Origin of the sequence: Acinetobacter sp. 1294243 (assembly GCF_000588015.1) — a bacterium.
In the GTDB taxonomy this organism is placed as follows: domain Bacteria; phylum Pseudomonadota; class Gammaproteobacteria; order Pseudomonadales; family Moraxellaceae; genus Acinetobacter; species Acinetobacter pittii.
Genome location: NZ_JFXG01000002.1, coordinates 122333 through 148687, shown reverse-complemented (window position 1 = coordinate 148687; position 26355 = coordinate 122333). Strand labels below are relative to the sequence as shown.

The 26355-nt window shown below is 39.2% G+C and carries 22 protein-coding genes; 15 read left to right on the top strand and 7 right to left on the bottom strand.

What is annotated here, in order from left to right; genetic code table 11:
• Nucleotides 1-79: 79 nt before the first annotated feature.
• Both prfA and prmC read left to right on the top strand, forming a co-directional pair.
• Nucleotides 80-1168 carry a peptide chain release factor 1 gene (gene prfA / locus J655_RS08345; protein ID WP_032052258.1) on the top strand — a complete coding sequence of 363 codons (1089 nt, stop codon included), beginning with the start codon at nt 80-82 and terminating at the stop codon, nt 1166-1168.
• Entirely contained in the window at nt 1168-1983 is an 816-nt protein-coding gene (gene prmC, locus J655_RS08340; RefSeq protein WP_032052257.1) for a peptide chain release factor N(5)-glutamine methyltransferase, read from the top strand. Before prfA ends, prmC begins: the two co-directional genes overlap by 1 nt.
• 2 nt (nt 1984-1985) lie before the next feature.
• Here the strand turns inward: prmC and J655_RS08335 are convergent, their stop codons facing one another.
• The 3 genes from J655_RS08335 to J655_RS08325 all read right to left on the bottom strand — a co-directional run bounded on the left by J655_RS08335 (nt 1986) and on the right by J655_RS08325 (nt 5074).
• Nucleotides 1986-2825, bottom strand: coding sequence for an ABC transporter permease (locus J655_RS08335; RefSeq protein WP_017480845.1), 840 nt, complete (start codon nt 2823-2825; stop codon nt 1986-1988).
• 3 nt (nt 2826-2828) lie between these two features.
• Nucleotides 2829-3803, bottom strand: coding sequence for an aliphatic sulfonate ABC transporter substrate-binding protein (locus J655_RS08330; RefSeq protein ID WP_017480846.1), 975 nt, complete (start codon nt 3801-3803; stop codon nt 2829-2831).
• Between the two features lie 242 nt (nt 3804-4045).
• Complete coding sequence (locus tag J655_RS08325; protein ID WP_017385445.1) at nt 4046-5074, bottom strand: AraC family transcriptional regulator; 1029 nt, start codon at nt 5072-5074, stop codon at nt 4046-4048.
• A 169-nt stretch (nt 5075-5243) separates the two neighbouring features.
• Between J655_RS08325 and J655_RS08320 the strand changes: the two genes are divergently transcribed.
• Together J655_RS08320 and J655_RS08315 are read left to right on the top strand one after the other, a co-directional pair.
• Nucleotides 5244-6014, top strand: coding sequence for a 3-hydroxyacyl-CoA dehydrogenase (locus J655_RS08320; RefSeq protein WP_017385444.1), 771 nt, complete (start codon nt 5244-5246; stop codon nt 6012-6014).
• A 19-nt stretch (nt 6015-6033) separates the two neighbouring features.
• Nucleotides 6034-7170, top strand: a complete 1137-nt coding sequence (locus tag J655_RS08315) for an acyl-CoA dehydrogenase family protein (RefSeq protein ID WP_025466499.1) — start codon at nt 6034-6036, stop codon at nt 7168-7170.
• Between the two features lie 90 nt (nt 7171-7260).
• On the opposite strand, the gene J655_RS08310 is transcribed toward J655_RS08315, so the two are convergent.
• Nucleotides 7261-7839 carry a flavin reductase family protein gene (locus J655_RS08310; protein ID WP_017385442.1) on the bottom strand — a complete coding sequence of 193 codons (579 nt, stop codon included), beginning with the start codon at nt 7837-7839 and terminating at the stop codon, nt 7261-7263.
• Between the two features lie 173 nt (nt 7840-8012).
• On the opposite strand from J655_RS08310, the gene J655_RS08305 reads away from it, so the two are divergent.
• From J655_RS08305 to J655_RS08265, 9 genes are all read left to right on the top strand, one after another.
• Entirely contained in the window at nt 8013-8789 is a 777-nt protein-coding gene (locus J655_RS08305; RefSeq protein ID WP_004791496.1) for a HesA/MoeB/ThiF family protein, read from the top strand.
• Nucleotides 8790-8847: 58 nt separating this feature from the next.
• The gene (locus J655_RS08300) at nt 8848-10146 is read left to right on the top strand and encodes an ABC1 kinase family protein (RefSeq protein ID WP_002119658.1); all 1299 of its coding nucleotides are present in this window, start codon (nt 8848-8850) and stop codon (nt 10144-10146) included.
• 15 nt (nt 10147-10161) lie between these two features.
• Complete coding sequence (folB, locus tag J655_RS08295; protein ID WP_000338783.1) at nt 10162-10542, top strand: dihydroneopterin aldolase; 381 nt, start codon at nt 10162-10164, stop codon at nt 10540-10542.
• Entirely contained in the window at nt 10499-10936 is a 438-nt protein-coding gene (locus tag J655_RS08290; protein WP_032005427.1) for a 2-amino-4-hydroxy-6-hydroxymethyldihydropteridine diphosphokinase, read from the top strand. The genes folB and J655_RS08290 overlap by 44 nt, the downstream gene beginning before the upstream one ends.
• 258 nt (nt 10937-11194) lie before the next feature.
• Nucleotides 11195-12904: a potassium-transporting ATPase subunit KdpA gene (kdpA, locus tag J655_RS08285; RefSeq protein WP_032052256.1), complete on the top strand. Its 1710-nt coding sequence runs from the start codon at nt 11195-11197 to the stop codon at nt 12902-12904.
• Between the two features lie 8 nt (nt 12905-12912).
• Nucleotides 12913-14952, top strand: coding sequence for a potassium-transporting ATPase subunit KdpB (gene kdpB, locus J655_RS08280; RefSeq protein ID WP_081403779.1), 2040 nt, complete (start codon nt 12913-12915; stop codon nt 14950-14952).
• 13 nt (nt 14953-14965) lie between these two features.
• Nucleotides 14966-15571, top strand: coding sequence for a potassium-transporting ATPase subunit KdpC (gene kdpC, locus J655_RS08275; RefSeq protein WP_032005433.1), 606 nt, complete (start codon nt 14966-14968; stop codon nt 15569-15571).
• 38 nt (nt 15572-15609) lie between these two features.
• A complete protein-coding gene (locus tag J655_RS08270) occupies nt 15610-18264 on the top strand; it encodes a sensor histidine kinase (RefSeq protein ID WP_032005435.1) in 2655 nt (884 codons plus the stop codon).
• Nucleotides 18265-18275: 11 nt separating this feature from the next.
• Nucleotides 18276-18992 (top strand): response regulator, encoded by a 717-nt coding sequence (locus J655_RS08265; protein WP_016145792.1) that lies wholly within the window; start codon nt 18276-18278, stop codon nt 18990-18992.
• 76 nt (nt 18993-19068) lie between these two features.
• On the opposite strand, the gene J655_RS08260 is transcribed toward J655_RS08265, so the two are convergent.
• Complete coding sequence (locus J655_RS08260; RefSeq protein WP_032052254.1) at nt 19069-20493, bottom strand: glutamine synthetase family protein; 1425 nt, start codon at nt 20491-20493, stop codon at nt 19069-19071.
• A 406-nt stretch (nt 20494-20899) separates the two neighbouring features.
• On the opposite strand from J655_RS08260, the gene J655_RS08255 reads away from it, so the two are divergent.
• A complete protein-coding gene (locus tag J655_RS08255; RefSeq protein WP_002132149.1) occupies nt 20900-21448 on the top strand; it encodes a DUF2799 domain-containing protein in 549 nt (182 codons plus the stop codon).
• 44 nt (nt 21449-21492) lie between these two features.
• Here the strand turns inward: J655_RS08255 and coq7 are convergent, their stop codons facing one another.
• A complete protein-coding gene (gene coq7 / locus J655_RS08250) occupies nt 21493-22128 on the bottom strand; it encodes a 2-polyprenyl-3-methyl-6-methoxy-1,4-benzoquinone monooxygenase (protein ID WP_002119684.1) in 636 nt (211 codons plus the stop codon).
• Nucleotides 22129-22131: 3 nt separating this feature from the next.
• Nucleotides 22132-23454, bottom strand: coding sequence for an MFS transporter (locus J655_RS08245; RefSeq protein WP_014207111.1), 1323 nt, complete (start codon nt 23452-23454; stop codon nt 22132-22134).
• Nucleotides 23455-23620: 166 nt separating this feature from the next.
• On the opposite strand from J655_RS08245, the gene J655_RS08240 reads away from it, so the two are divergent.
• The gene (locus J655_RS08240; protein WP_032052253.1) at nt 23621-26344 is read left to right on the top strand and encodes an autotransporter assembly complex protein TamA; all 2724 of its coding nucleotides are present in this window, start codon (nt 23621-23623) and stop codon (nt 26342-26344) included.
• Nucleotides 26345-26355: the final 11 nt, after the last annotated feature.

Below are 26355 nucleotides of genomic sequence, written 5' to 3'. Positions count from 1 at the left end.
CTATTTTTACGATTTTGCTTATCTTCTATACTTACATAGCGTTCGATAAGCTTTTTGGACTTTTGAGATATTTCCTCTTATGAAAGCGTCACTCCGTTTACGACTTGATCAACTCTGTGATCGACATGAAGAACTTACTGCATTGCTTGCAGATGCTGAAGTGATCTCCGATAACAAACGTTTCCGTAAATTGTCTCGTGAACATAGTGATTTATCTGAAATTACCGAAGTTTGGGGCAAATACCGTCAAGCAGAAGAAGATATTGAAACTGCTGAAATGATGAAGTCGGACCCAGACTTTAAAGATATGGCAGAAGAAGAAATTCAAGCCAATAAAACATTGCTTGAAGAATTAGAAAGCCAACTCAACATTTTGATGATTCCAAAAGATCCGAATGATTCTAATGCGGCTTATTTAGAAATCCGTGCTGGAACAGGTGGTGATGAAGCCGCGATTTTCTCTGGTGATTTGTTCCGCATGTATAGTAAATATGCAGAGACACAAGGCTGGCGTATTGAAGTGCTTTCTGAAAATGAAGGCGAGCATGGTGGCTTTAAAGAAGTTATTTGCTGTGTAGATGGTGATGGCGTTTACGGCCGCTTAAAGTTTGAAAGTGGTGCTCACCGTGTGCAACGTGTGCCAGCCACTGAATCACAAGGTCGTGTGCATACGTCAGCATGTACAGTTGCGATCTTGCCTGAAATTGACGTTGATACTAACGTTGAAATTAATCCGGCAGATTTGCGTATTGATACTTACCGTGCTTCAGGTGCGGGTGGTCAGCACATTAACAAAACCGATTCGGCCGTGCGTATTACTCACATTCCAACTGGTACAGTCGTTGAGTGCCAAGAAGAACGTTCACAGCATAAAAACAAAGCTAAAGCGATGGCATTGTTAGTATCGCGTTTAGAAAATGCTAAACGTGCGGCAGCAGATGCCGCGACTTCTGAAATGCGCCGTGATTTGGTCGGTTCTGGTGATCGTTCGGAACGTATCCGTACGTATAACTACCCGCAAGGGCGTATGACGGACCATCGTATTAACCTAACTTTATATAAGTTAGACGCGATTATGGAAGGTGATTTAACTGAATTGCTCGATAGCTTACATCGTGAATATCAGGCAGATCAGCTTGCGATGCTTGCACAGGAAAATGGCGGCTAATGAATATTGCTCAAGCGCTTGCAATTCGTGGTGAGCCTGACAGTTATGAACGGCAAGAAAATGCTTGGTTACTTGAGCATTTTCTAAAAATCAATTCGCTTGAATTAAAGTTTAGACTTGAGCAAGAGTTAACTGCCCAACAAGAGCAAGATTACTTGGCTGGTCTAGAACGTATCCAAAATGGTGAGCCTTTAGCTTATGTGACGGGTTCACAGCCATTTTGGACACTCGATTTAAAAGTAACGTCTGATACTTTAGTGCCACGTCCGGATACTGAAATTCTAGTTGAAACCATTTTAAATCTAAATTTGCCAAATACTGCAAATATTGTTGATTTGGGAACGGGAACAGGTGCAATTGCGCTTGCATTAGCAGGTGAACGTCCAGATTGGCAAGTCACGGCAACTGATATTTATGCGCCTACTTTAGAAGTCGCAAAAGAAAATGCACAAGTTCATAATTTGCAACGTGTGAAATTTGCCTGCGGCGCTTGGTTTGACCCACTTGAACCGCAAAAGTTTGATTTAATTGTTTCTAATCCGCCGTACATTGACCCTGAAGATGAACACATGCAAGCTTTGGCTACAGAACCACGCCGTGCATTGGTTGCAGTTCATCAGGGACTGGCTGATATTGAAATTATTATTGCTCAAGGCAAAAACTGGTTAAAACCGCAAGGCTGGATTGCACTAGAGCATGGTTATGATCAGGGACAAGCAGTTCGAGATATTTTCACAGAGCATGGTTTTAGTGAGATTAAAACCATTCAAGACTATGGCCAAAATGATCGAGTCACTTTGGCATGCTGGATTTAAAGTTATTTTTGTAGCGTATTACGCCAACGTAACAACCAGTTTTCTATAAGTTTCATTAAGGTATCGGTTACTTTACCCAATAGCGCCAATAAAATAATTGCAATGATAACAATATCTGGGCGAGAGGTTTCTCTGCCATCACTGAGTAAATAGCCAATCCCTTGAGTAGCTGCAATCAGTTCAGCTGCAATCATAAACATCCACGATAAGCTTAAGCTGTTGCGTAAACCCGTTAAAATGCCCGGAGAGGCTGCCGGTAAAATAATAGATATAATCCGCTGAAAAGCATTAAGCCGATAAACTTTTCCAACTTCAATGAGCTTTTTATCTACATTATGAATTGCTGCAACTGTATTGGTATAGGTTGGAAAGAATGCTCCGATTGCAATCAATGTAATTTTAGAACCTTCGTCAATTCCTAACCAAAGCAATAACAGGGGAATCCAAGCAAGACTTGGAATTGATTTAATTGCTGAAAAAGTTGGTTCTAAATATGCTTCTGCTTCTTTACTTAATCCAACCCAAATTGCAAAAATTAAACCTAAACCGCTTCCTATAATAAAGCCCAACAGAACACGCCATGTACTAATATAAATATGGGCAAATAGATCGCTATGAGCTAAATCTAAAAAAGATTGCCATAAACTAGACGGTGCAGGGAGTAGATAAGCATCGATATAGCCATTTCTGACTAAAAACTCACAAGCCGTTAAAAAGATGAGTGGAATGAGTAGCGCTTTAAACCACCGTGTAAATTTGTGGTTTAGATGCTTTTTCTGAGATTTTGAAGCCTGCTGAGCTAAGAAGTGATTTAGCTCAGCTTTGTTAAGTGAATCACTCATATACTATTTCACGACTTTTTGAGCAAAACGTGGGTCTAGCAACTGATCAACCACTTGATTGACGTTGGTACCTTTTCTAACCAAATCTTCTTCAGTCAAAATTTTCCCAGAACGTTTTAGCGCTTGTGCTTGAGTTGCTGATGGAATGCTTTGATCGAAGTTGGTTCGGCTCAGTTGTAGTTTAGCCACAGGTAAAGGAAGTTTTGATTCTTGAGCTAAAAGTGCTGCCACTTTATCTGGATTGGCTTTTGCCCATTTTCGGGCTTGTTCATAGGCTTTAATAATGGCCTCTACCGTTTCAGGGCTTTGCTTTGCAAAATCTTCTTTAACGCTCAGTACACTATAGCTATTAAATCCAACATTACGATAAAGCAATTTGGCACCCGATTGAATTTGAGCAGAAGCCATTAATGGATCAAGTCCAGCCCAAGCATCTACTTGGCCACGCTCTAATGCAGTTTTGCCGTCTGGGTGTTGTAGATGAACCAGTTGTACATCACGTTTACTCAAACCGACTGTATCTAGTGCTTGTAGTGTAAATAAGAAAGGATCGGTTCCTTTGGTGGCTGCAATTTTTTTACCTTTTAAATCTTTTAGGCTTTTAATTGGTGAATTTTTTGCGACAACAAGGGCGGTCCATTCCGGCTGGCTTTGTACATAAACCGTTTTAATTGGACTACCATTCGCTCGACTTAATACAGCAGCTAATCCAGCGGTAGAAGCAAAATCGATGCTGTTACTGTTGAGATATTCTAATGAGCGGTTACTACCTTGACTAAAAACCCATTTAATTTGGGTATTTGGCAGTGCTTTTTCGAGAAGTTTTTGATCTTTAACTACTAAACTGGTTGGTGCATAGTAAGCATAATCAAGTTTAAGCGTAGTCGGAATTGCTGCAAAAGCAGATGAAGCAAATACAAACCCCAATGTTGATGCCAACAAAGTCTTTGGTAGAGAAAATTTTGATTTTAAAGACATGATAAAAATAAAACCGAAATGAAATAGGAGATCATCCTTTCACGTGTTTAGAGGCTTATGAACTTAGTTATTTTGATTTATAAATCAGTTTGAAAGATAAAAGTTTGAATAAAATTATAAATCACTGTTTTTATGACTATTATCAAATTTTAAATAATGCATTTATCTGAAATATTGAATTTAAAATACATAAATATCATAAGCTTAAACTCTAACGCCTTAAGCTTCATTCGATGTATATGTTATTGCTTGTGTCCAGTTAAATTATCTCGATATGCACCTGGGCTGACCCCAGTCCATTTTTTAAAAGCACGGTGAAAGGCACTTGGGTCATGGAAGCTTAAATCTTCACTAATATCTTGAATTGAGTCATTCGTTTTGCTTAAGCGTTGAACAGCAATATCACAGCGGATTTCATTTTTAATTTGTTGATAGCTTACACCTTCATGTTTCAGTCGACGTTGAACGGTGGCTTCTGAAATATTGAGTTGCTGAGCTACATCTTTGAGTTCGGGCCATTGTGCAGGGTGGAGTTTCAATAAATGGCGACGAATAAGTACACTTAAGGCATTTTCATTTTTAAAGCGAACTAAAAGATTTTGCGGAGTTTGCTCTAAAAAATCATAAAGCGCTTTTTTATCTTTCTTAATTTTAATATCTAAATAGTGGGCATCGAACTCAACTCGATTTATCTCAGCATTAAATTGAATATCTTCACCAAAACGAACGAAATAGTCCTGAATATCTTGAGGTTTAGGACAACGTACCATAATAGTATTTAAACCAATTCGCTGGTCTACCAACCAACACATAAGTCCGTGCACTAATATTAAAAAGGTTGCGTAGGTAAACATGCGTTTAGGCTGTTCACGATCATGAATCACTAAATAAGCTTTGTCTTGCTCTCGAATGAGTTCTCCATGCATGTCATCTAGAACAAAGTTAAAAAACTTCAAAATATCGTAGAGTGCTTTTTCTAAAGTTTCAGCCGTACTGACGAGTTTAGTCAGTAATTTATAGCTTCCACGACGCATGGGGTGGCTATCCATCCCAAAAAACTCATCGTTCATGGCATTGGCAAGCTCTATCCACAATTGGGCATAGGTTGTAACAGGCACACGTGCCTTTGGCGACATCAGTAATTCAGCGGGGATGCCTGCTTTATTTAGAATTATTTGTGTATTTAGGCCTTTGGCATAAGCCGCACTCAGTGCTTCATGTACTAGTGCAATCGAAATTGTGCCTTTACTTAAAGAAGATTGGACAACCATGTCAAAGACTCATATTTTCTTCATATATTTCAAGTGAAATACTGCATATTTAAAATTTGGATTGATCAAAAGCTGCAAACATTTTGAGGCTTTTTGAAATTGTATCGGAAAACAACAACTTTTACTCTCACTACTAAGTTTAAAGAACATTTCTATAGGACATTACACAATGAAAATTCAAGGGAAACATTTCGTAATTACAGGTGGTGGCTCTGGTTTAGGTGCTGCAACAGCTGAGTATTTAGTCCAGCAAGGTGCTTCAGTTACCTTGGTAGACATGAATACAGAAGCAGGCGAGCAACAAGCAAAACAGTTGGGGCCAAAAGCTGACTTTGTAAAACTTGATGTGACCGATGAAGCTGCTGCTGAACAGTTCTTTAAAGATGTGTTGACAAAACATGGTCATTTGCATGGTTTGGTGAACTGTGCCGGTATTGGCCCTTCTGCGAAAGTGGTTGGCCGTGAGGGCGTTCATGACTTGGGATTATTTGCAAAGACTTTAAATATTAATGTTACAGGTACATTTAACATGCTGCGTTTTGCAGCAGATGCAATGAGTAAAAACACGGTTGAAGAAGGTGAAGAAGATCGTGGTGTAATTGTTAACACTGCTTCTGTTGCCGCATTTGATGGTCAAATTGGTCAGGCTGCGTATTCTGCATCAAAAGGCGCTATTGTTGCGATGACATTGCCGATTGCTCGTGAGCTTGCGCGACATGCTATTCGTATTATGACCATTGCACCGGGAATTATGGAAACCCCAATGCTTAAGGGTATGCCACAAAATGTACAAGATGCTTTGGGGCAAATGGTGCCGTACCCATCTCGTTTAGGAAAACCAGAAGAGTTTGCTCGTTTGGTGGCACATATTGCTGAAAACTCTTACTTAAATGGTGAAGTCATCCGTCTAGATGGTGCAATTCGTATGGCAGCAAAATAATAAAAATAAGGATGCTGAAATGATCTTAAATGCTGAACAAAGTATGGTTCAGGAGATGATGCGTAACTATGCGCAAAATCAGTTAAAGCCAACTGCTGCACATCGCGATAAAACTCATGAATTTCCAGCTCAGGAACTCAAAGATTTAGGTGCACTAGGCGCTATGGGGATGACCGTGCCCGATGAATGGGGCGGTGCCGGAATGGACTATGTATCTTTGGTACTCGCAATTGAGGAAATTGCCGCAGGCGATGGTGCTATTTCGACAATTGTAAGCGTACAAAACTCTTTGATTTGCGGTATTACACTGGCATACGGTTCAGAGCAGCAAAAACAAACCTATTTGCCAAAATTTGCCTCTGGCGAATGGCTAGGATGCTTTTGTTTAACTGAGCCACATGTCGGTTCCGATGCGAGCGCGATTTTATGTAAAGCCGAGCGAGATGGCGACCATTGGGTGCTTAATGGCGTAAAACAATTTATCACCAGTGGTAAAAATGCCCAAGTGGCTTTGGTGTTCGCGGTCACAGATAAACAAGCTGGTAAAAAAGGTATTTCGTGCTTTCTTGTACCCACCAATACACAAGGTTACTTGGTGACTCGTATTGAAGACAAAATGGGTCAACATGCTTCAGATACAGCGACCATTACTTTTGAGGACTGCCGAATTCCTTTAGAAAATTTGGTGGGGCAAGAGGGTGAAGGTTATAAAATTGCATTATCTAATTTGGCAGCTGGACGTATTGGTATTGCAGCTCAATCGGTAGGTATGGCAAGAGCGGCTTTTGATGCAGCGGTGCAATATGCAAATGAGCGTAAAGCTTTTGGAGTCGAATTAGTTCAGCATCAGGCGGTTGGTTTCCGTTTAGCCGATATGGCGACCCAGATTGAAGCGGCACATCAGTTGGTTTTACATGCTGCAACTTTAAAAGATGCGGAGCTACCTTGTTTAAAAGAAGCCTCAATGGCAAAGCTATTTGCATCTACTATGGCTGAGCGGGTGTGTTCGGATGCGATTCAAATTCATGGTGGTTATGGATATGTGAGTGATTTCCCTGTAGAGAGAATTTATCGTGATGTTCGTGTAAGCCAGATTTATGAAGGTGCTTCTGATATTCAACGTTTGGTGATTGCGCGTGAAGTGGCTCAAGTTTAAATATTAGATTTTTAAAAAATGTTGTTGACTGCAAAAAACCGCAATTGTTATGCGGTTTTTTGCAATTAAATGAAACTCACTTTTTAAGGATTAAATTTGAGCTTTGACTTCCTCACCAATCAAATAAAAAGTTCCGCCTGCAATATAGTGCAGGCTGCGAAGTTCTTTTGGCGCATCTTGAAAATGCCAGTGCCCATCTCTAAAAACGCGGCTATCTGCCCATGCACCTACAACAGAACCAATAAATAAATCATGAGCTGACTGATTATGTGGTTCTGGAATAAGTTTACAGACAAGCCATGCAATGCAACCTGATACAAGCGGGCTGGTAAGGCCTTCTTGATAGAATAGCTCAACACCGCAATGCTCAAGTTTTTCTGGATCATCCAACTTACTAATGGTTCCAAGTTGATGAGTCAGATCGAGCTGTGCATAGCAGGGAACTTGTAGTGTGAAATAGCCACTTTGCTCAACGAGTTGTCGGGTTTTAGTGCTTTTGTCGAGAACTACGGACACTTTAGCTGGTTTGAACTCTAAGGCACATGCCCAAGCGGCAGCCATCACATTGCGGTCATCACCATGTTGTGCAGAAACAAGCACAGTTGGGCCATGATTTAATAAACGATAAGCTTTTTCTAACTCTACAGGTGCAATATATGATTGCGTCATATTTAGCCTAAGTAATAAAGAAAATAGATATTTCTATTGTTGCAGAAAGCTTGATAGATGCAATGTTGATAAATAAGCTTTATTAGAATAAAAAAGTTGTTTCTATTTTATAGCTTTCATAATAACGAACTTAATCATAAAATCATTTCGCTTCTAAGTGAAAGGATTAACGTGTGACCGAGCTTCAAGATATCGATTTTGTAGAGTTAAGTGATGAAGAAATGCATCTCTATAGCCGTCAGATTTTACTTGATGGATGGGATATTGAAGCTCAGGAAAAACTCAAACTTGCTAATGTGCTGATTGTAGGTGCTGGTGGAATAGGCTGTAGTAGTGCAGAGCTACTTGCGCGAGCAGGAGTTGGGAAAATTACACTGATTGATGCAGATACGATCGAGATAAGTAATTTACAGCGTCAAATTGCATTTGGTCATGAAGATATCGGACGTTATAAAGCAGAAATTTTGGCTAAACGTTTACAGAAAATTAACCCTTATATCTGTGTTGAATACTACAACGAACGTTTAGACGAACATAACATTGATAGACTTGTTGAACACCAAGATGTGGTTTTAGATGGCTGTGATAATTTTACAACTCGCTATTTAGTAAATGCAGCTTGTAAGAAACATCAGGTCGCATTAATTAGTGCTTCAGCAATTGGTTTTCAGGCACAAATGTTTATGGTTGAAGGTGATTCAGCTTGCTATGAATGTCTTTTCCCGAAAGAACAACATAGTAATGAAGGCCTTCGCTGTGCAGAGTCAGGGGTACTTGCAACTACTCCTGTAATGATAGCGTCATTACAAGCACATCACACTTTGCTATATTTAGGTTTAAATCGTACACCTTTAAAGCAGAAACTATTATTGTGGGATGGTTTAAATATGACACAACGTATTGTTAGTTTTGATAAAGATGTAAATTGCCCACTTTGTCAGGCAAGCTAATCAGTAAATTAAACAAAATTTGCTACACTCAACCTGAATGATTTGGTTTTGAAGAAATATGAAAAAAAATATTTTGTTTGATGGGCTACGTTCAGTCGCCCGCATTGGTGAAACAGCAGTGGTTGCGGCCAAAGCTGGAATTAAATACGCAACTGAAAAACCAAGTAATGCCAAACTCATGCGAGAGACTTTTGAGTCACTTGGATCAACTTATATTAAGCTTGGTCAGTTTATTGCGAGTACTCCATCGCTTTTCCCACGTGAATATGTAGAAGAATTCCAAGGTTGTTTAGATCAGACACCAACTCTGCCATTTAGTTATATTCAAGGCGTGCTTGCATCTGAGTTTGAAGGGCGCGATTTAAGCCAGATTTTTAGCTATATCGATGAAAAGCCATTAGCTTCTGCGTCAATTGCTCAGGTTCATGCAGCTAAGCTGACCACAGGTGAAGATGTCGTTATCAAAGTACAAAAGCCTGGTGTTGAAACCATTTTATATACAGACTTAAGTGTAGTACATTGGGCTGCCAAGCTGCTCGAACGTGCTGTACCAAAGATCAAATTCGCAGCTCTTTCTGAAATTGTAGATGAAATTAAAAGCCGTATGGTCCGTGAAGTCGATTTCATTGAAGAAGCACAAAACCTAGATGATTTTGTGGAATATCTTAATATTTCACAAAATAAAGCAGCGACAGCGCCTAAAGTTTATCATCAGTTTTCTACACGCCGTGTCTTAACTATGCAACGTTTATACGGTGTGTCTTTGACAGACTTTAGTGTTGTAAAACAATATGCTAAAGATCCATCGCAAGTATTGATTACTGCCATGAATACATGGTTTGGTAGTCTCATGCTATGTAAGAGTTTCCATGCCGACTTACATGCTGGGAACCTAATGTTGCTTGAAGATGGGCGTATTGGTTTTATTGATTTTGGTATCGTCGGTCAGTTAAAACCTGAAGTTTGGACTGCATGTATTGCATTTATGGATGCCTTACAAAAAACTGATTATCAGGCAATGGCTGAAAATATGCTGAAAATGGGTATGACCCATAACAAAATTGACGTTCAGGTGTTGGCTCAAGATCTAGAGCGTTTGTTTAATGGCGTATTAATGGCCGATCCGCAACAGATATTGTCTTCAAATCCAGCCGATTTAAATGACATTATGATGGATATGGTAGGTGTAGGCGAACGCCACGGTATTAAATTCCCACGTGATTTTGCTTTATTATTTAAGCAAATGCTTTATTTCGATCGTTTTATGCGCGTACTCGCACCATATACTGATATTTATGCAGACCAGCGTTTGAAAATGGTTCAAAATATGGAACCTGCTTCGTTATTAAAGCACTAAGGTCAGTTTAAATTTATGGATGCCATTATTATTGAAGGCTTGAAAGTTGAGACAGTGATTGGCTGTTTCAACTGGGAAAGACAAATCATTCAACCTTTAATGTTGGATTTAACCATCCATAATGATTTGAGCCGAGCAGCAGAGTCTGACAAGCTTGAGGACACTCTCAACTATGCGCAGATTTGTGAGTTATCGGCTCAAACCATTCAACAAGCCAAACCTGAATTAATCGAGCATGCAGCACATTTGGTTTTACAATGTTTGTTTGAAACCTTTCCATCAATTGAAAAAATTACCATAACCATCCGTAAGCCAGCCATCATTGCAGAAGCAAATGCTGTAGGAATTCGTCTTGAACGCACCAGAAACAATTTTTGCGCTCGCCCTAGCGAGTAATTTAGACGCAGATCAGCACTTTACTTTTGCTTATACGCAATTGGCAACATTGGGGAAAGTGCAGTTTTCATCTGTTTATCAAATTCCATGCCGAGATGGTATTGGAGATGATTATTGGAATTCGGCATGTCTATTAAAAAGCACTTTATCGTGTGACCAAATTGAATCTTTTCTAAAGAAACTTGAGTCAGAGTCGGGGCGTGTTCGTCCGTCGCATCATATTTCTTTAGATGTAGATTTGATTGCATGGGGAAGTGATCTGGACCATATGCAATTTAATTATAAAAAGCTACCTTTGGCACTCGATGTAAAAATTCCTTTATATGAACTTTGGCATTGTGAAACCTTAAAGGCTGATAGCATGATTTATCCAGTCGTTAATTTTAAAGTTTAATACCCTTCAAACTAAATTTTACGCAAACTTTACGCGGGCTTTGACTTCCTCAATAGAGAATTTACGGGCATTTTATCGATACTGAAATTCACTAAATTAGTGTTATTTCAGGACAATAAAGATGCTTATAAATTCTCAAATGCGCATCTTGCATCAGTCTGGCATTGTCTTATGCGGACTTAAAACAAATGATATTTCCTCATCTCTCCTTATTTCCAGTTTGGCAAATCAAGCCAAGGGGTATAGAGGAGAATAGCCATGTTAGAACTTATACTTGTTTTATTTATTGCTATTTTTCTAGCATGGTGCCTCAGTAAATATCTATCCAAAGTGATGGCAAATCAGCCGATGTGGGGTGATGGATTATTTCGTTGGATTGAAAATCCTGTATACCGCTTATTAGGTGTATCTCCACAACAACAAATGAATTGGAAACAATATTCTCTAGCATTTGTTGTGAGCTGTATTTTTCTTGCAGTGGCTATTCTTGCTATTTTTATGACGCAAGCATGGCTACCATTAAACCCGAACCATGCACCAAATATGAGTTGGGATTTAGCGCTACACACTGTTATTTCATTTTTAACAAACACCAACCAACAGCATTATTCTGGTCAGGCTCAGTTATCTTATTTGTCGCAAATGACAGGTATTGTAGGTTTGCAAGTCATTACTCCAATGATGGGGCTGGCTTTGGTTGTTGCGACATTAAGAGCTTTCTTTTATCAGCGTCCAAGCCATATTACGGCCGATGTTGCTGAGCAGCCAGATCAAATTTTAATTGGTAACTATTGGGCAGATGTAATTCGCCCTACAGTCCGATTCTTGCTTCCACTCTGTTTTGTCTGGTCATTGTTGCTTAACAGCCAAGGCGTGCCAGCAACTTTCCAAGGTGGGCCAGAAGTACAACTTATTGATAAAGCCAATACAGTACAAACCCAAAAAATTCCTTTAGGGCCAGTTGCGCCAATGGTAGCGATCAAGCAATTGGGTAGTAATGGTGGCGGTTGGTATGGTCCAAATAGTTCTGTGCCTTTAGAAAATCCAACACCATTTTCTAATTTACTAGAAATGATTGCGATCTTACTTATTCCAATCACAGTCATTTTTATGGTCGGGCATTTTACTCAGAGTAAAAAGTTTGCTTACTTTGTCTTTGGTAGCATGCTTTTCATGTCGATTATTTCAGGTGCAGCGGCTGTCTGGTCTGAAAGTATGTCATCGACAGCATCTCAATTTGCCGTAATGGAAGGTAAAGAACAACGATTTGGACCAGCAGCATCAGCAGTTTGGGCAGCGCTTACTACACAGGTGAATAACGGTTCGGTCAATATGATGCATGATTCTTCTGCACCGCTTACCGGTTTAGTCGAACTCATTAACATGCTGATTAATGCCATTTGGGGTGGTGTGGGCTGTGGTCTGCAACAGTTTATGATTTATCTGTTACTCGCAGTATTTATTGCAGGTTTAATGACAGGTCGTACCCCTGAATTGTTTGGGCGCAAGATTGAAGCGGCAGAAATTAAGTTGCTCGCGATTATTATCTTGATTCAACCTTTAGTCATTCTTGCATTTACCGCATTAAGCCTCAGCATTCCAGGCATATCTGGAATTAGTAATCCGGGACCACATGGTATTAGCCAAGTGTTCTATGAATATGTCTCTGCATTTGCAAACAATGGTTCAGGTTTTGAAGGTCTTGGAGACAACACTGTATGGTGGAATGTCACTTGTAGTATTGCTCTTCTTTTAGGACGTTTCCCGACATTAATTTTGCCATTAATGATTGCGACACGTTTAGCAGCAAAAAGAAAAGCACCCGAAACAGCAGGTAGTCTTCAGGTTGAAACTCCAACCTTTGCTTTAACGCTGATTACGATTGTTGTGTTGCTTACCTTATTACAATTTATGCCAGTTCTTGTCCTTGGGCCTATTGCCGATCAACTTTTGTTGGTTAAAGGCTAAGGAGGCGAGTGAAAATGAATACACAAACTCATGTAAATAGCCATAAACAAACCATGGCAGTGCCAAATTTTGAAGTTTGGAAAAATGCATTTATGAAACTGCTACCGCAGCATGCAATTAAAAACCCTGTGATGGCAATTGTATGGCTTGGAACAGTGGTTACAGCATTTAGTACAGTCTTGGGTTACACCACGCTGTTATTTGGTTTCACGGTTACAGCAATTCTGTTTATTACCATTTTATTTGCTAATTATGCTGAAGCGGTTGCAGAGGCCAGAGGTCGTGGACAGGCATCTTCATTACGTGCAGCAAGAGAAAATTTAACGGCTCGAAGACTCAACTCTTTGACAGACCGTCAAGCGACTCAAGTTGCAGCAACCGAACTTCATTTAAATGATTTTATTGAAGTACATGCAGGTGAGCTTGTTCCAGCTGACGGTGAGATTGTAGAAGGCTTTGCCACTATTAATGAATCGGCGGTTACAGGTGAGTCAGCACCTGTGTTACGTGAAGCTGGAACAGACCGTTCAGGTGTTATTGGCGGAACCAAAGTTCTGACAGATCGTATTGTTGTGCAAGTGACTGCTGAATCTGGTCAAAGTTTCTTAGACCGTATGATTGCTTTGGTCGAAGGCTCAAATCGCCAGAAAACTCCGAATGAGATCGCACTTGGCTTTTTGTTAATGGTAATGACAATCACGTTTTTAATTGTCGTGATTAGCTTGCCATTTATTGCCAAGTATTTGCATATTGAACTTGATCCAGTCGTGCTCGTGGCGTTATTGGTCTGCTTGATTCCTACAACCATTGGTGGCTTGTTACCTGCGATTGGTATTGCGGGGATGAACCGTGCACTCAAAGCCAATGTTTTGGCAAAATCAGGTAAAGCGGTAGAAGTTGCGGGTGACATTGATGTGCTTTTACTCGATAAAACAGGAACCATTACTTATGGTGACCGTCAAGCGACTTCTTTTTATCCTTTAACTTCGGTAACCGAGTCTGAGTTGAGAGCTGCTGCTTGGGTAAGTTCACTTGCTGACCCAACACCAGAAGGGAAATCGATTGTTAAGTTAGCAAAAGAGCAAGGCTTAAAACTGCAAGAACCTGAGCAGGCCGAATTTATCTCTTTTAGTGCTTCGACTCGAATTTCTGGTGTGAATTTACCAAATGGTGACCAAATTCGTAAAGGTGCATTAGATGCAATCTTGAAGTTTGTAGATGAAGATTATTCTCAAGATTTGGAATTAAAAGCGCGTGTTGAACAAGTTGCCAAAAAAGGGGCAACACCATTGGTTGTCGCAAATCAACACCATGTATTGGGCGTAATTGAACTCTCAGATGTAATTAAACACGGCATTAAAGAACGTTTTGCTCGTTTAAGAGAAATGGGCATCAAAACCGTCATGGTCACAGGTGATAACCCATTAACTGCGGCCGCGATTGCTGCTGAAGCTGGTGTAGATGATTATATTGCCGAAGCAAAACCAGAAGACAAATTGGCTTGTATTCGCACCGAACAACAACAAGGTCGTTTAGTTGCAATGGTCGGTGACGGAACCAACGATGCACCAGCATTAGCTAAAGCCGATATTGGCTTAGCCATGAATTCAGGTACACAAGCTGCAAAAGAAGCTGGCAATATGGTCGATTTAGACTCAGACCCAACCAAACTACTTGCTGTGGTCGAGATTGGGAAACAGCAGCTGATTACCCGTGGTGCTCTAACAACATTTTCATTAGCAAACGACGTCTCTAAATACTTTGCCATCTTGCCTGCATTGTTCGCTGCTGCGATTCCACAAATGCAAGTATTGAATGTAATGCATTTAGCAAGCCCAAACAGCGCGATTTTATCTGCATTAATTTTTAACGCGATTATTATCCCGCTATTAATTCCAATCGCACTCCGAGGCGTGAAATTTAAACCTTCAACGGCAACTCAGTTATTACGTCGAAATATGTTGATTTATGGTGTGGGCGGTGTGGTTCTGCCATTCCTTGCCATTAAAGCAATTGATGTAGTGATTGTTCAATTATTTGGTTTGTAATCTGGAGTTTGAAATGAAAACTTATGTACAAAATTCAGAAGCAAATTTGGGTCAGACCTTAAGAGCATCTTTGGGATTATTAATTTTTACCTTAGTTGGCTGTGGCGCTGCTTATAGTGCAATTGCTACAGGTGCGGGACAGGTGTTATTCAACAATCAAGCAAATGGTAGTTTGATTGAAATAGATCATAAAGTTTTAGGGTCAAAATTAGTTGCTCAGCCATTTGTTGGAGAGGCTTATTTTCATCCACGTCCTTCAGCAGTCGCTTATGACCCGATGGCGATGGCAGGTACAAACTTAGCGCGTACTAATCCTGAGCTACAGCAACAAATTGATGCTCAGATTCTTGCGGTAAAAAAACAAGACCACACGGGCAATACACCTATACCAAGTGATTTGGTGACTAAATCTGGTAGTGGTATTGATCCGCATATTAGTCCTGAATCTGCTCAGTTACAGGTTGCTCGAGTGGCTCAAGCTCGTCATGTAGACCCTAAGGTTGTGGAAGAGTTACTCCAAAAGCATATTGAACCGAAGCAGTTTGGTGTACTAGGGCAAGCTCGTGTTAATGTATTACAGCTCAATATTGCTTTAGATCAATTACAATCTACACATTAACTTAAAAATAAAGTTGTTAGTTTACCGGATGATATCAAATGCAAAGCAATCGCGAAAATCAGGCTGAGGCCTTATTAAATCATGTCAACAGATATCAAGCCGGTCGACTAACGGTCTTTCTTGGTGCGGCACCTGGTGTAGGAAAAACTTATGCCATGCTTGCCCGCGCCAAAGAATTATTTCAACAGGGCACAGATGTTGTTGTTGGTATTGTTGAAACCCATGGAAGAATCGAAACTCTAAAAATTTTGGAAGGGTTGCCTCAGATTGCTAGAAAAGAAATGCAATATCAGGGGCATATTTTAGAAGAAATGGACTTGGATGCTATTTTACTTAGGCATCCGCAAATCGTTTTGGTTGATGAATTGGCTCATCGCAACGTCCCAAATAGTCGTCATGAACGACGGTGGCAAGATGTTAATGAGTTGCTAGACGCTGGTATTGATGTATTTACCACTATAAATATTCAACATTTAGAAAGCCTAAATGATGTGGTCTATCAAATTACAGGCATTCGAGTAAATGAAACAGTACCAGATCGGGTATTTGACCGTATTCGAGATATTCGCTTAATTGATTTACCCGTCAGTGAACTCATTGAAAGGCTCCATCAAGGAAAAGTCTATGTACCAGAGCAAGCAAATCTGGCATTACAAGGCTTTTTTAGCATTTCAAATTTAACGGCATTACGTGAACTGGCAATGCAATGCGTTGCTGAGCATGTCGATTCAGATTTAAAAGAGAGTTATGCCTCAAAGGGTTTGAAATCTATATCGTTACAAAATGAATTGATGATTGCGATAGATGGGCAAGGCTCTTCTGAATATTTAGTGCGAGCAGGCTGCCGCTTAGCAGAACGTAATGGGGCTACATGGACTGTAGTAAATGTTGCTAGAAGTTTGGACTTTGGGCAGAGTTCAGTGAGTTCTTATAAAAAAGAATACATCGAGATTGACCGTGCGTTTGAGCTGGCTCGACAACTAGGTGGTCGAACTGAAGTTTTATATGGGCCGCGAGTTGCATCAGTGTTAATGGATGCCGCCGTTGATCGAGGTATTTCCAATCTTGTCATTGGTAAAAGTATTTCACCGTGGTGGTTAAAGTTATTTAAGAAAAATTTAGCTCAGCAATTATTAAATCAAGAAAACTCAATTGCTTTAACCATTTTGCACCCAGAACAGGGTACTAAAAAGATTAATCAGCTCAAAAAGCCTTCATTTTTATCATTAAAAGAAAGTGTTTTTGTTTTAGCTGTGACGTGCGGTAGCATTTTTCTAGCTCACTTCGCCGAAGTTCTATTTGGTATTGAAGACTTCTCTGTCATTTTTATTATTTCTGTTTTAATTGTTGCAACTAAGACCCGAATGTTAGCTGCCGTAGTGGCAGCCTTAATATGTTTCTTAGCCTATAATTTTTTCTTTATTGCCCCGCGTTATACCTTTCAGATTTCAGCACACCAAGGGGTAGTCACCGTTGTGGCTTTTTTTGCAGCAGCTTTAATTGCCGGGCGTTTGGCCTCTCAATTACGCCAGCAAGTTTTATCTTTAAAAGCTGCCAATGCCTACACTACGGTAATGCAAGACTTGGCACGTAAGCTTTCTAGTGCTGTCAACCTTGAAGAAGTCATGCAAACAGGACGTATGACTTTAGAAACACAACTTCAAACTAAAGTGTGGATTTCTATTCGAGATAAGGTAATTTCATCTGATATTGAGCTAAATGATAAAGAAAAAGTAGCCGCAGAATGGTGTTTGAAACACAAGCAGCCATGTGGGCGTTTTACCGATACTCTGAGTCAGTCAAACTGGTGGTTTTTACCTCTTTTAGAACAAAAAAATAGCCTAGGTGTTGTGGGAATTTACTTTAAGGATGAAGTGGTTTCCTTAAATTTTGAGCAAAAAAAATTGACTGAAAGTGTAATTGAGTACATTGCACAGGCAGTACTTCGAACCCAATTGGTGAATGAGCTTGAACAAGCAAAAGTCACCAGTGAAACAGAGCGCTTACGTTCTGCTTTATTATCTTCGGTATCGCATGATTTACGTTCGCCACTTGCTTCTATCATTGGCGCAGCAGACACGCTTGCTAATTTTAAAGCTGATATGTCAGAACAAGACCAACAAGATCTGCTTGAAACAATTCATTTAGAAGGTGAGCGTTTAGACCGTTATATTCAAAACTTGCTTGATATGACCCGTTTGGGCCACGAAGGTCTAACTTTAAAAAGAGATTGGATTGGGGTAGATGAATTAATTGGTTCGGCAACTCGCCGTTTAAAGCGTTATAAACCAGATACACAAGTGGTCGTTCAGTTACCTGAGCAACCGATTAGTTTGTATGTTCACCCAGCATTGGTAGAACAAGCTATTTTTAATGTTTTAGAAAATGCTGCAAACTTTTCACCTCCAGATGAACCAGTCATGATTCGTACTCATCTTTTGTCAGAAGATGAAGTAAAAATAGAAATTGAAGATAAAGGTGCAGGAATCCCTGAAGACGAAAGACACCGCATTTTCGATATGTTTTATACTATGGAGCGTGGAGACCGTGGAAAATTCGGTACAGGTTTAGGGCTAACAATTGTAAAAGCGATTATTGGTGCTCATATGGGTACAATAGAAGCATTTTCAGGGCGCCAAAATAAAGGTACTTTAATTCAAATCAAATTACCCATTCATCCAGTAAAAGAATAAGTTGTAAATTCATGATAAGTCCAGAAACATCACCTGTAGAAACACGTATTGTGATTATTGATGATGAGCCTCAAATCCGTAAATTTTTAGACATTGCTTTAAGAACTCAAAAATACAAAACCACACTCTGTGAAACGGGTTACAAAGGCCTAGAGGCATTGGCAACCCAAGGGGCTGATTTGGTTATTTTAGACTTAGGCTTACCTGATTTAGATGGGAAAGAAGTCCTCCAAGAATTACGTAGCTGGTCGAATGTTCCCGTTATTGTGTTATCTGTACGCGCTGATGAATACGAAAAAGTTGCTTTGCTAGATGCTGGTGCAAATGACTACATGACCAAGCCTTTTAGTGTGCAAGAGCTTTTGGCGCGCATTCGTGTCATCTTAAGAAATCAACCGATTCAGCAAGAAGCACATGTGTATGACGATGGTTATCTCAAGGTTGATGTCATGCAACGTTTAGTTTGGATCGAGCAACAACCAATTACTTTAACTCGAAAAGAGTTTCAACTTTTGACACTATTAATGCGCTATCAAGGGCAGCTTTTAACACAGCCTCAGCTCTTAAAAGAGCTATGGGGACCCACCCATCAGGAAGATACGCACTATTTACGTATTTTAGTGGGCAAGTTACGCAGTAAACTCGGGGATAACGCGATTCAGCCACGTTATATTGCTACTGAACCAGGTGTTGGGTTACGTTTTTTAGCTAAACAGAAAAATCACTAATTAGATATAAAAAAACCTTAGGGTATTTCTCCCTAAGGGTTTGCAAAGTGGTTTATAGTTTTTTTGCTTTTTTTATTTATATATCCCAATGTTGTTCTGCTTCAGTCATTTGACTATAAATGTTTTGATATTCAGCCTGTTTAACCGTGTACCAATGTTCTACAAAGTCTGCCCCTAAATACCCTTTTAAAATAAGACTTCCTTTAAATATTTTTAAGGCTTCCGGCTGATTGTTGGCTAATAAAATGTGCTCGTCTGGAAATTTTAAAAGATGTGTAGGTTTTGGTAGCGGTAACTTATGAGATAAGCCATAAGACGCGCCCGCTAAAATAGTCGCTATAACGAGATAGGGGTTACAGTCAGCTCCAGCAACACGATATTCTAAGCGTTGATTTTGTACATCCGAGCATGGAATACGGATTGCGACATTTCGGTTGTTAGTATCCCAATTGGCTTCTAATGGCACGTGATGACCAATTTTAAAACGTCTATAAGAATTAATATTAGGCGCTAAAATCGCCATAGATGCAGGCATTAACTCAATGAGTCCGCTAATCGCGCTCAATAATTTGGCTGAAAGTTTATCTTTTTCTACTTCTGAACTAAATATATTTTCATGGTATTGATTAAGCATGCTCATATGAAAATGCATACCACTACCAGCCTTTGACAAGTTCGGTTTCGCCATGAAACAGGCAGTTAGGTCATGCTTTCTTGCAATTTGTTTTACAATTCTTTTTAAGGCATTAATTTGATCGCAGAGCTTTAAAATATCATGGCTGTGTTGAAGATTTAATTCGTATTGTCCAGGGGATGATTCCGCAACAATAGCGGTAATTTCAATAGATTGAAGTAGGGCTGCTTTCTCAACTTCATCTAGGACTTGCTGATAATTATTCGGTGCATCTATATCAAAACATTGGTTTTCTGAACATGTCTCGGATTGATGCTGAGGTGAGAAAAGGTAAAACTCTAGTTCGGCAGCCATGACAGGAAAATAATTATTAGTATGTAACTGATTTAATAATTTTTTTAATATATTACGTGGTTCATAGCGGCAGTCTGTACCATCTTCTTCTTGCATTGATAGGTAAAGCTGAGCATTTAATTCTGGGGATAAAGCACTTGGTTGCAAGCTGCCTAAAATGGGCAGGCAAAGTCTATCTGGTTCACCAATATATTTTCCCAGGCCTGTTTCTTCAATTACTTTTCCATCTAGACTCATGGCATAAACAGAAAGTGGAAAATAACATCCATGAGAGAGATTTTTCAGACTCTTAACATCAATACGTTTGCCACGAATATGCCCGTTTAAGTCATGTAGACAAATATCAATGTGCTGAGTGTGAGGATATAAACTTAAATATTCATCAACTTCTTTTAAAAAAAGATCTGATTGGAAAGTACCAGATTGTGTCGGAGAAATAAAATTATCTGATATTTTAAATGCCTTAAAGTGAGGATCTTTTAAGTTTAAATTTGGGTAAATAAGTGTACTCATTATAAAAAACCTTGGTGGTTATTTAGCTAAAATCCTACCTTAGCCTTTGAAGGAAATCGCGTAAAAAAAGAGTAAAGATGGTTGAACAATATTTTATGAGCAATTTGATTTTTTATATTTATAATCAATATATTGAGTCTCATGTTTATAATCAATTTTTAAAGTAAAATTAGCGTATAAGAGCAGTCAGCGCATTATAAAATTTTACTGATTTCTCTTTTTTAAAATTAAACAAAGCTAAAAATTTAAGCGTCTCATTTGGTGAGAGGGATAAACTGATTTAAACTTAAGACTTATCCAGTGAATCACTTATTTTTGAAGTCTTGAATAGAGCAGGATCTTTTAGGGTGTTTACTGGAATTTTATTTTTTGCGTTTTTTAAATTTTATTTTTGAGTTTTCTTAATATGAAAAATATCGGTTTAGCCATTTTAGCAATCAGCCTTTCAGGTTGTGCTGCAATGAGCGTAGAAGAATGTAAGACTGCGAATTGGTCATTAGTGGGTGAGAAAGATGGTTCAAAGGGGTCTTCGCCACGTTTAGATCAATATTACAAAGCGTGTGGAAAAGCCAATATTGTTCCAGATCAAAAGTCATATGAACGTGGGTATAAAGAGGGCTTAGGGTATTATTGCCAGCCATCAAATATTTTTTATAATGCTTTAGAGGGTAACGGCAATATTAATGTATGCCCAGTTGAGCAGCGTAATCGTTTAAGACCTTATTATCGAGCAGCCTCAGATTACTACAATGCAAAAGCTGAATATGATCGTTATGACGAGAAGTTTAAGCAATATTCTGATAATGCTTACAACGAAAAATTAAAGCCAGAAGAGCGTGAGCGTTATCGTAAGCTTTTAAGAGAATTACAAATTGATCGTGACCGTATTAACAGAAACTATTGGAATTCAATTCGAGATATCGAACGTTTCAAATATGATCACGGCTTAAAATAATATTTAAAACAGGATTGATCCGAATGAGATCAATCCTTTGGTTTTTAAAGATAATAACTCGTTTTTGTCATTAACTTTGAAATAGCAGTCATCGTAATTTTTACTGCATATGGTAATTCAACACCGCCTGCTTCAAGTGCAGTATGACGGTGATGCAATTCATCTTCATTCATTTGCTCTAAAATTTTACGAGAGCGTTCATCTTGAGCAGGTAACTGGTTTAAATGATCTTGCAAATGCAGACTAACCTGACGCTCAGTTTCAGCAACAAAACCTAAGCTATATTTATCACCTGCAATACCAGCAAGGGCACCCATGCCATATGACAACCCGTACCAGATTGGGTTTAACAAACTTGTATGACTGTTTAATTCTTTTAAACGGTCTTCGCACCAAGCTAAATGATCTTGTTCTTCAATCGCTGCTTGTTGCATTTCTTGGCGTACATTTGGCAATTTCGCCGTTAATGCTTGCCCATGGTAAAGTGCTTGAGCACATACTTCACCACTGTGGTTAACACGCATTAAACCTGCGACATGGCGAGCATCTTCTACACCAAGTTTTGTTTCTACTGTTTCAGCTGGATTTTGACGCTGTGCTGCTGTTGCACCCGGAACAAGACTACGCAATGCCTGATCAAATGAGTTAATAAGTTGATCAATTCCAGTATAGTGGCGCATAAATTAGTCCTCTAAAGAAAGGTGGGCTGTGGCAAGCATTGGTTTTAGTCTAGCGAGAAGCCAGATACTAAAGATTGCACTAAGTACAGCTGTAATAATAAATAGTATTTTAATATCAATTTTTAAAACACTTAAGATTAAGATTGAAAAAATTGCAGAAGAAACCATAAAAACGGCATTTAAGATGTTATTAGCTGCAACAACTCGTGCACGATGTGAACGTGGTGAATAAGCCTGCATCATGGCATATAGGGGAACAATATAAAAACCGCCACTAATCCCCAATAAAGTCACAGCAATCATGACATGGTAGTAAACCCAGCCTTGGGTGAAAACGTCTTTTAAGGTAAGTAATGCTCCGGTTCTTTCTGGTACAAAAGCTAAACTGGCAGCAAGGTAGAGCGCAAAAACAGTAAGGCCAATTGCACCAATCGGCACCATTTTAATATTAATTTCTGAACCACCAATTTTACGGCAAAGAAGAGAACCCACACCAATACCGACTGAAAAGAAAGTCAGTAACAGGCTAACGACATTTTCTGATGCATGAAGGTTTTGCTGGGTAAGCTGCGGAATTTGAGTTAAATAAGTCGCGCCATAAAACCAGTACCATGAGTTGCCTAGCAAAATTGTGAATACTAACGGTAAGCTTTTGGCATATTTAATGGTTTGAAAGCTGGTACGGATAAAATTCCAGTCAATCTTTAAGTCAGGTGCAGCAACTTTTTGCGGCAAAATGAAGCGACTAAATAAATAGCCTATGCAAGCAATAGCCACTACGGTGATACTAATCCACAATAAATTACCATCTGATGAGGCAATTACGGCGCCACCTAAGATCATCCCGAACAAGATCGCCATGGATGTGCCGGATTGAAATAGCGCATTACCAGACATTAACTCGTTCGGTTTTAAGATTTCAGGCAAAATTGCGTATTTAATCGGGCCGAAGAACGTCGAATGTGTACCCATCAAAAATAAAGCAAAAAGAAGTAGCCATAAGTTTCCTAACAGGAAACCTGCAGTACCGATGAGCATAATGATGATTTCTAAAATTTTAATACCACGGACGAGTTGAGATCGTTCGTATTTGTCGGCGATTTGTCCAGCTGTGGCTGAAAAAAAGAAATATGGCAGAATAAACAAGAGGGCTGCCAAATTATTAAGAGTACTTACGGGAGCAGATTGTTGCTGAATCCATCCATAAGTAATCACCAATAATAAAGCTTGCTTAAAAACGTTATCATTTAATGCGCCAAAAAACTGGGTAAAAAACATCGGTACAAACCGACGTGAGGTCATCAGGTGCTCATCTTGTTTCATCATGTGCAAACTTCATTGTGTTTTATAAAAAAATGTGACCGAGTGTTAATTTGCATCGAAAACCATGTATGATATTTTTAACGCTTGATTAAATGAAAAATCAATGGTTTTGAGTGAGTTTTACACTCACATTGGTGCGTTTTATTAAAAAATAAGTCTAGAGTTTTCTATGCCTTCTAAAATTAAGTTTAAACAGTCAACTCTCTCACATTCTATGCATTTAATTTTAAAAATGCAGGGCATTCCTAAACTTATTTGTAGCAGCTTGTTGTTAAGCGTTTGCGTAACGCCAAGTTTTGCTCAAACTTCTGTTGAGAATAGTTCATCAACAACTTTAAACCAGACAGTATCTGATGAGTCAACTGAACAATCAGCTCAGGTTAATGAGCAATATACTGCTCCAGTTACAGATATCGCTACACTTGTAACCCAAGCTCAGCAGCAACAAGATAGCTTGGCTATATTGCAACAACAAGAACAATTTCCAAATCAAATTGATGAATTTAAGCCAATTACTCTTGATAACCTTGAAGATTTACCTGATATGCCTGTTGATCAGAACATGGCAAATGAAATTTATAGGGTAGCGGAAGAAGCAAAGAATGAAGCACAGAACTTTCAAAATGGGACTCAGAAACTCCCTGAAGTTACTGTAAGCGATGCAACTCAATCTGAATTAAATCAAATTAATCAGGCGCCTGTAAATATTGATCAGCTTATGCAAGAGATTAAGTCTGACAGTAAGATTGTAGTTGAAGCCAATGAGACTGGAAAAACACTGCCTGAATTGACACCAGAGGCCGAAGAACCACCTGAGCAAGCTGGTTTCTTTAAACGTATTTTAAATAAAGTACGTCCGCCGCGTGCAATTCCGATGGAACAAGTACCGCGTATTAGCGCAGAGGTAGAAGGCGCTTCAGATGTGTTAGCTAAAAATATTAAAGGTAAGCTTTCAACTTTTACTCAAGAATCTTTTGAAGACTTTAATGCTGCTTTACCTCAGCTTAGAACATTAAGTAATCAGGCTGCTCAAGCTGTTGGTTACTATAATGCTGAGTTCCGATTTGAAAAATTAAGTCCGAGTCGTGTGCGTGTCAGGGTGACACCAAATGAACCAGTACGAATTAATGAGCAAAATATTGAGTTTACAGGTCCAGGCGAAAAGCAGCCGCAATTTCAGGTTATTCGTTTAGTTCCCGATCAAGATGTAGGGGATATCTTTAACCACGGTTTATATGAAACTACTAAAACCCGTATTGTTGATGCCGCATCTAATAATGGTTATTTTGATGCTTATTGGCGATTGCATGATGTAAAAGTAAGTCAGCCAGAAAATAAGGCCGATATCAATTTACGCTACGAGACTGGTGAGCGCTATAAATTAGACAAGGTCGAGTTTCGTATGAGTGATCCTTCGAAACCTTTGCCATTAAACCAAAATATCTTAGAAAGTATGGCGCCTTGGAAAGAAGGTGATGACTATGCCTTCTGGCGTGTAAACGTGCTCGCAAATAACCTAACCAACTCACGTTATTTCAATTACACTTTGGTTGATAGCATTAAACCAGACCCAATTGAAAAGCCACTTGAGCTACCACCAGATTTACAAGCTTTGGTGGATGAACAAAATATTGATGTTGATGAGTCTAATTTACTTTCACCAGAACAACGACAACTTGCGAAAGCACGTCAATTAGCGACATCAAATAAAGAAGTTACGCAAAACGTAATCGATGAAAAACAGTTTGCCGGAACACAAAATGCAAAACAGGCAGAGCCTCAAACTGCGATGTTGCAAAGCGCCGCAGCTCAGCATGATGAACAGGATCATTTACAAGCTCAAGCACGTGAAACAAAAAGAATTCCAGTTATTGTGACTTTAAATGCTGACAAGCTAAATAGTTTGGAAACTGGTATTGGTTATGGAACCGATACGGGTGCACGTTTACGTAGTCAATATCGCCGTTCTATCGTAAATAAATATGGTCATTCATTTGATGCCAACTTGGAAGTTTCTGAAATTCGCCAATCGATTGATGGTCGATATAGTATTCCCTATAAACATCCGTTAAATGACTATTTCAATATTGTGGGCGGTTATGAGCGTGAAACACGGGATGATATTGGTCCAGATGTAAGCCTGTTAACCGAATCTGCTGTTGTGGGTGGGGAGCGCGTAATCAAACGTCCATTAGGAAATTGGCAGCATACTATTGGTGTTCGTTATCGTTTAGATCGTTTGACCCAAAAAGGTAATGTTGATATTTCTGAATTACCAGATGCGTTTAAAACAGCTGCATCTGAGCAAGAAGCATTATTGTTTAGTTATGAAACATCTAAAACCTCAAGTAATACACGGTTAAACCCAACTAAAGCTTTTAAACAAACTTATAAATTAGAATTAGGCAGCGAGAGTTTACTCTCAGATGCCAATATGGCAATTGCGAGTGCAGGCTGGAGATTTATTTATTCTCTAGGTAAAAATGATGATCACCAATTCGTCGGAAGATCTGACCTCAGCTATATCTTTACAGATGACTTTGACAAAGTTCCATACAATCTTAGATTCTTTACGGGTGGTGACCAAACGATTCGTGGATTTGACTATAAAAGTCTTTCTCCAGAAGTAGATGGATATAAAATTGGGGGCCAGGCTTTAGCTGTAGGCTCTTTAGAATATAACTATCAGTTCAAAGATGGATGGCGAGCAGCCGTTTTCTCTGACTTTGGTAATGCTTACGATAAAGACTTTAATAATCCAGCAGCTTATAGTGTTGGGGTCGGAATTCGCTGGAAGTCTCCAATTGGGCCAATCCGTTTAGATGTCGCTTCGGGTATTTCAGATGAGAACCATCCGATTCGTTTACATTTCTTTATAGGCCCACAACTTTAAAAATAAAATTT

Excerpts from the sequence above, each read along its gene's own strand:
- prfA (WP_032052258.1), top strand. The coding sequence starts at position 80 with ATGAAAGCGTCACTCCGTTTACGACTTGATCAACTCTGTGATCGACAT.
- prmC (WP_032052257.1), top strand. The coding sequence starts at position 1,168 with ATGAATATTGCTCAAGCGCTTGCAATTCGTGGTGAGCCTGACAGTTAT.
- J655_RS08335 (WP_017480845.1), bottom strand. The coding sequence starts at position 2,825 with ATGAGTGATTCACTTAACAAAGCTGAGCTAAATCACTTCTTAGCTCAG.
- J655_RS08330 (WP_017480846.1), bottom strand. The coding sequence starts at position 3,803 with ATGTCTTTAAAATCAAAATTTTCTCTACCAAAGACTTTGTTGGCATCA.
- J655_RS08325 (WP_017385445.1), bottom strand. The coding sequence starts at position 5,074 with ATGGTTGTCCAATCTTCTTTAAGTAAAGGCACAATTTCGATTGCACTA.
- J655_RS08320 (WP_017385444.1), top strand. The coding sequence starts at position 5,244 with ATGAAAATTCAAGGGAAACATTTCGTAATTACAGGTGGTGGCTCTGGT.
- J655_RS08315 (WP_025466499.1), top strand. The coding sequence starts at position 6,034 with ATGATCTTAAATGCTGAACAAAGTATGGTTCAGGAGATGATGCGTAAC.
- J655_RS08310 (WP_017385442.1), bottom strand. The coding sequence starts at position 7,839 with ATGACGCAATCATATATTGCACCTGTAGAGTTAGAAAAAGCTTATCGT.
- J655_RS08300 (WP_002119658.1), top strand. The coding sequence starts at position 8,848 with ATGAAAAAAAATATTTTGTTTGATGGGCTACGTTCAGTCGCCCGCATT.
- folB (WP_000338783.1), top strand. The coding sequence starts at position 10,162 with ATGGATGCCATTATTATTGAAGGCTTGAAAGTTGAGACAGTGATTGGC.
- kdpA (WP_032052256.1), top strand. The coding sequence starts at position 11,195 with ATGTTAGAACTTATACTTGTTTTATTTATTGCTATTTTTCTAGCATGG.
- kdpC (WP_032005433.1), top strand. The coding sequence starts at position 14,966 with ATGAAAACTTATGTACAAAATTCAGAAGCAAATTTGGGTCAGACCTTA.
- J655_RS08270 (WP_032005435.1), top strand. The coding sequence starts at position 15,610 with ATGCAAAGCAATCGCGAAAATCAGGCTGAGGCCTTATTAAATCATGTC.
- J655_RS08265 (WP_016145792.1), top strand. The coding sequence starts at position 18,276 with ATGATAAGTCCAGAAACATCACCTGTAGAAACACGTATTGTGATTATT.
- J655_RS08260 (WP_032052254.1), bottom strand. The coding sequence starts at position 20,493 with ATGAGTACACTTATTTACCCAAATTTAAACTTAAAAGATCCTCACTTT.
- J655_RS08255 (WP_002132149.1), top strand. The coding sequence starts at position 20,900 with ATGAAAAATATCGGTTTAGCCATTTTAGCAATCAGCCTTTCAGGTTGT.
- coq7 (WP_002119684.1), bottom strand. The coding sequence starts at position 22,128 with ATGCGCCACTATACTGGAATTGATCAACTTATTAACTCATTTGATCAG.
- J655_RS08245 (WP_014207111.1), bottom strand. The coding sequence starts at position 23,454 with ATGATGAAACAAGATGAGCACCTGATGACCTCACGTCGGTTTGTACCG.
- J655_RS08240 (WP_032052253.1), top strand. The coding sequence starts at position 23,621 with ATGCCTTCTAAAATTAAGTTTAAACAGTCAACTCTCTCACATTCTATG.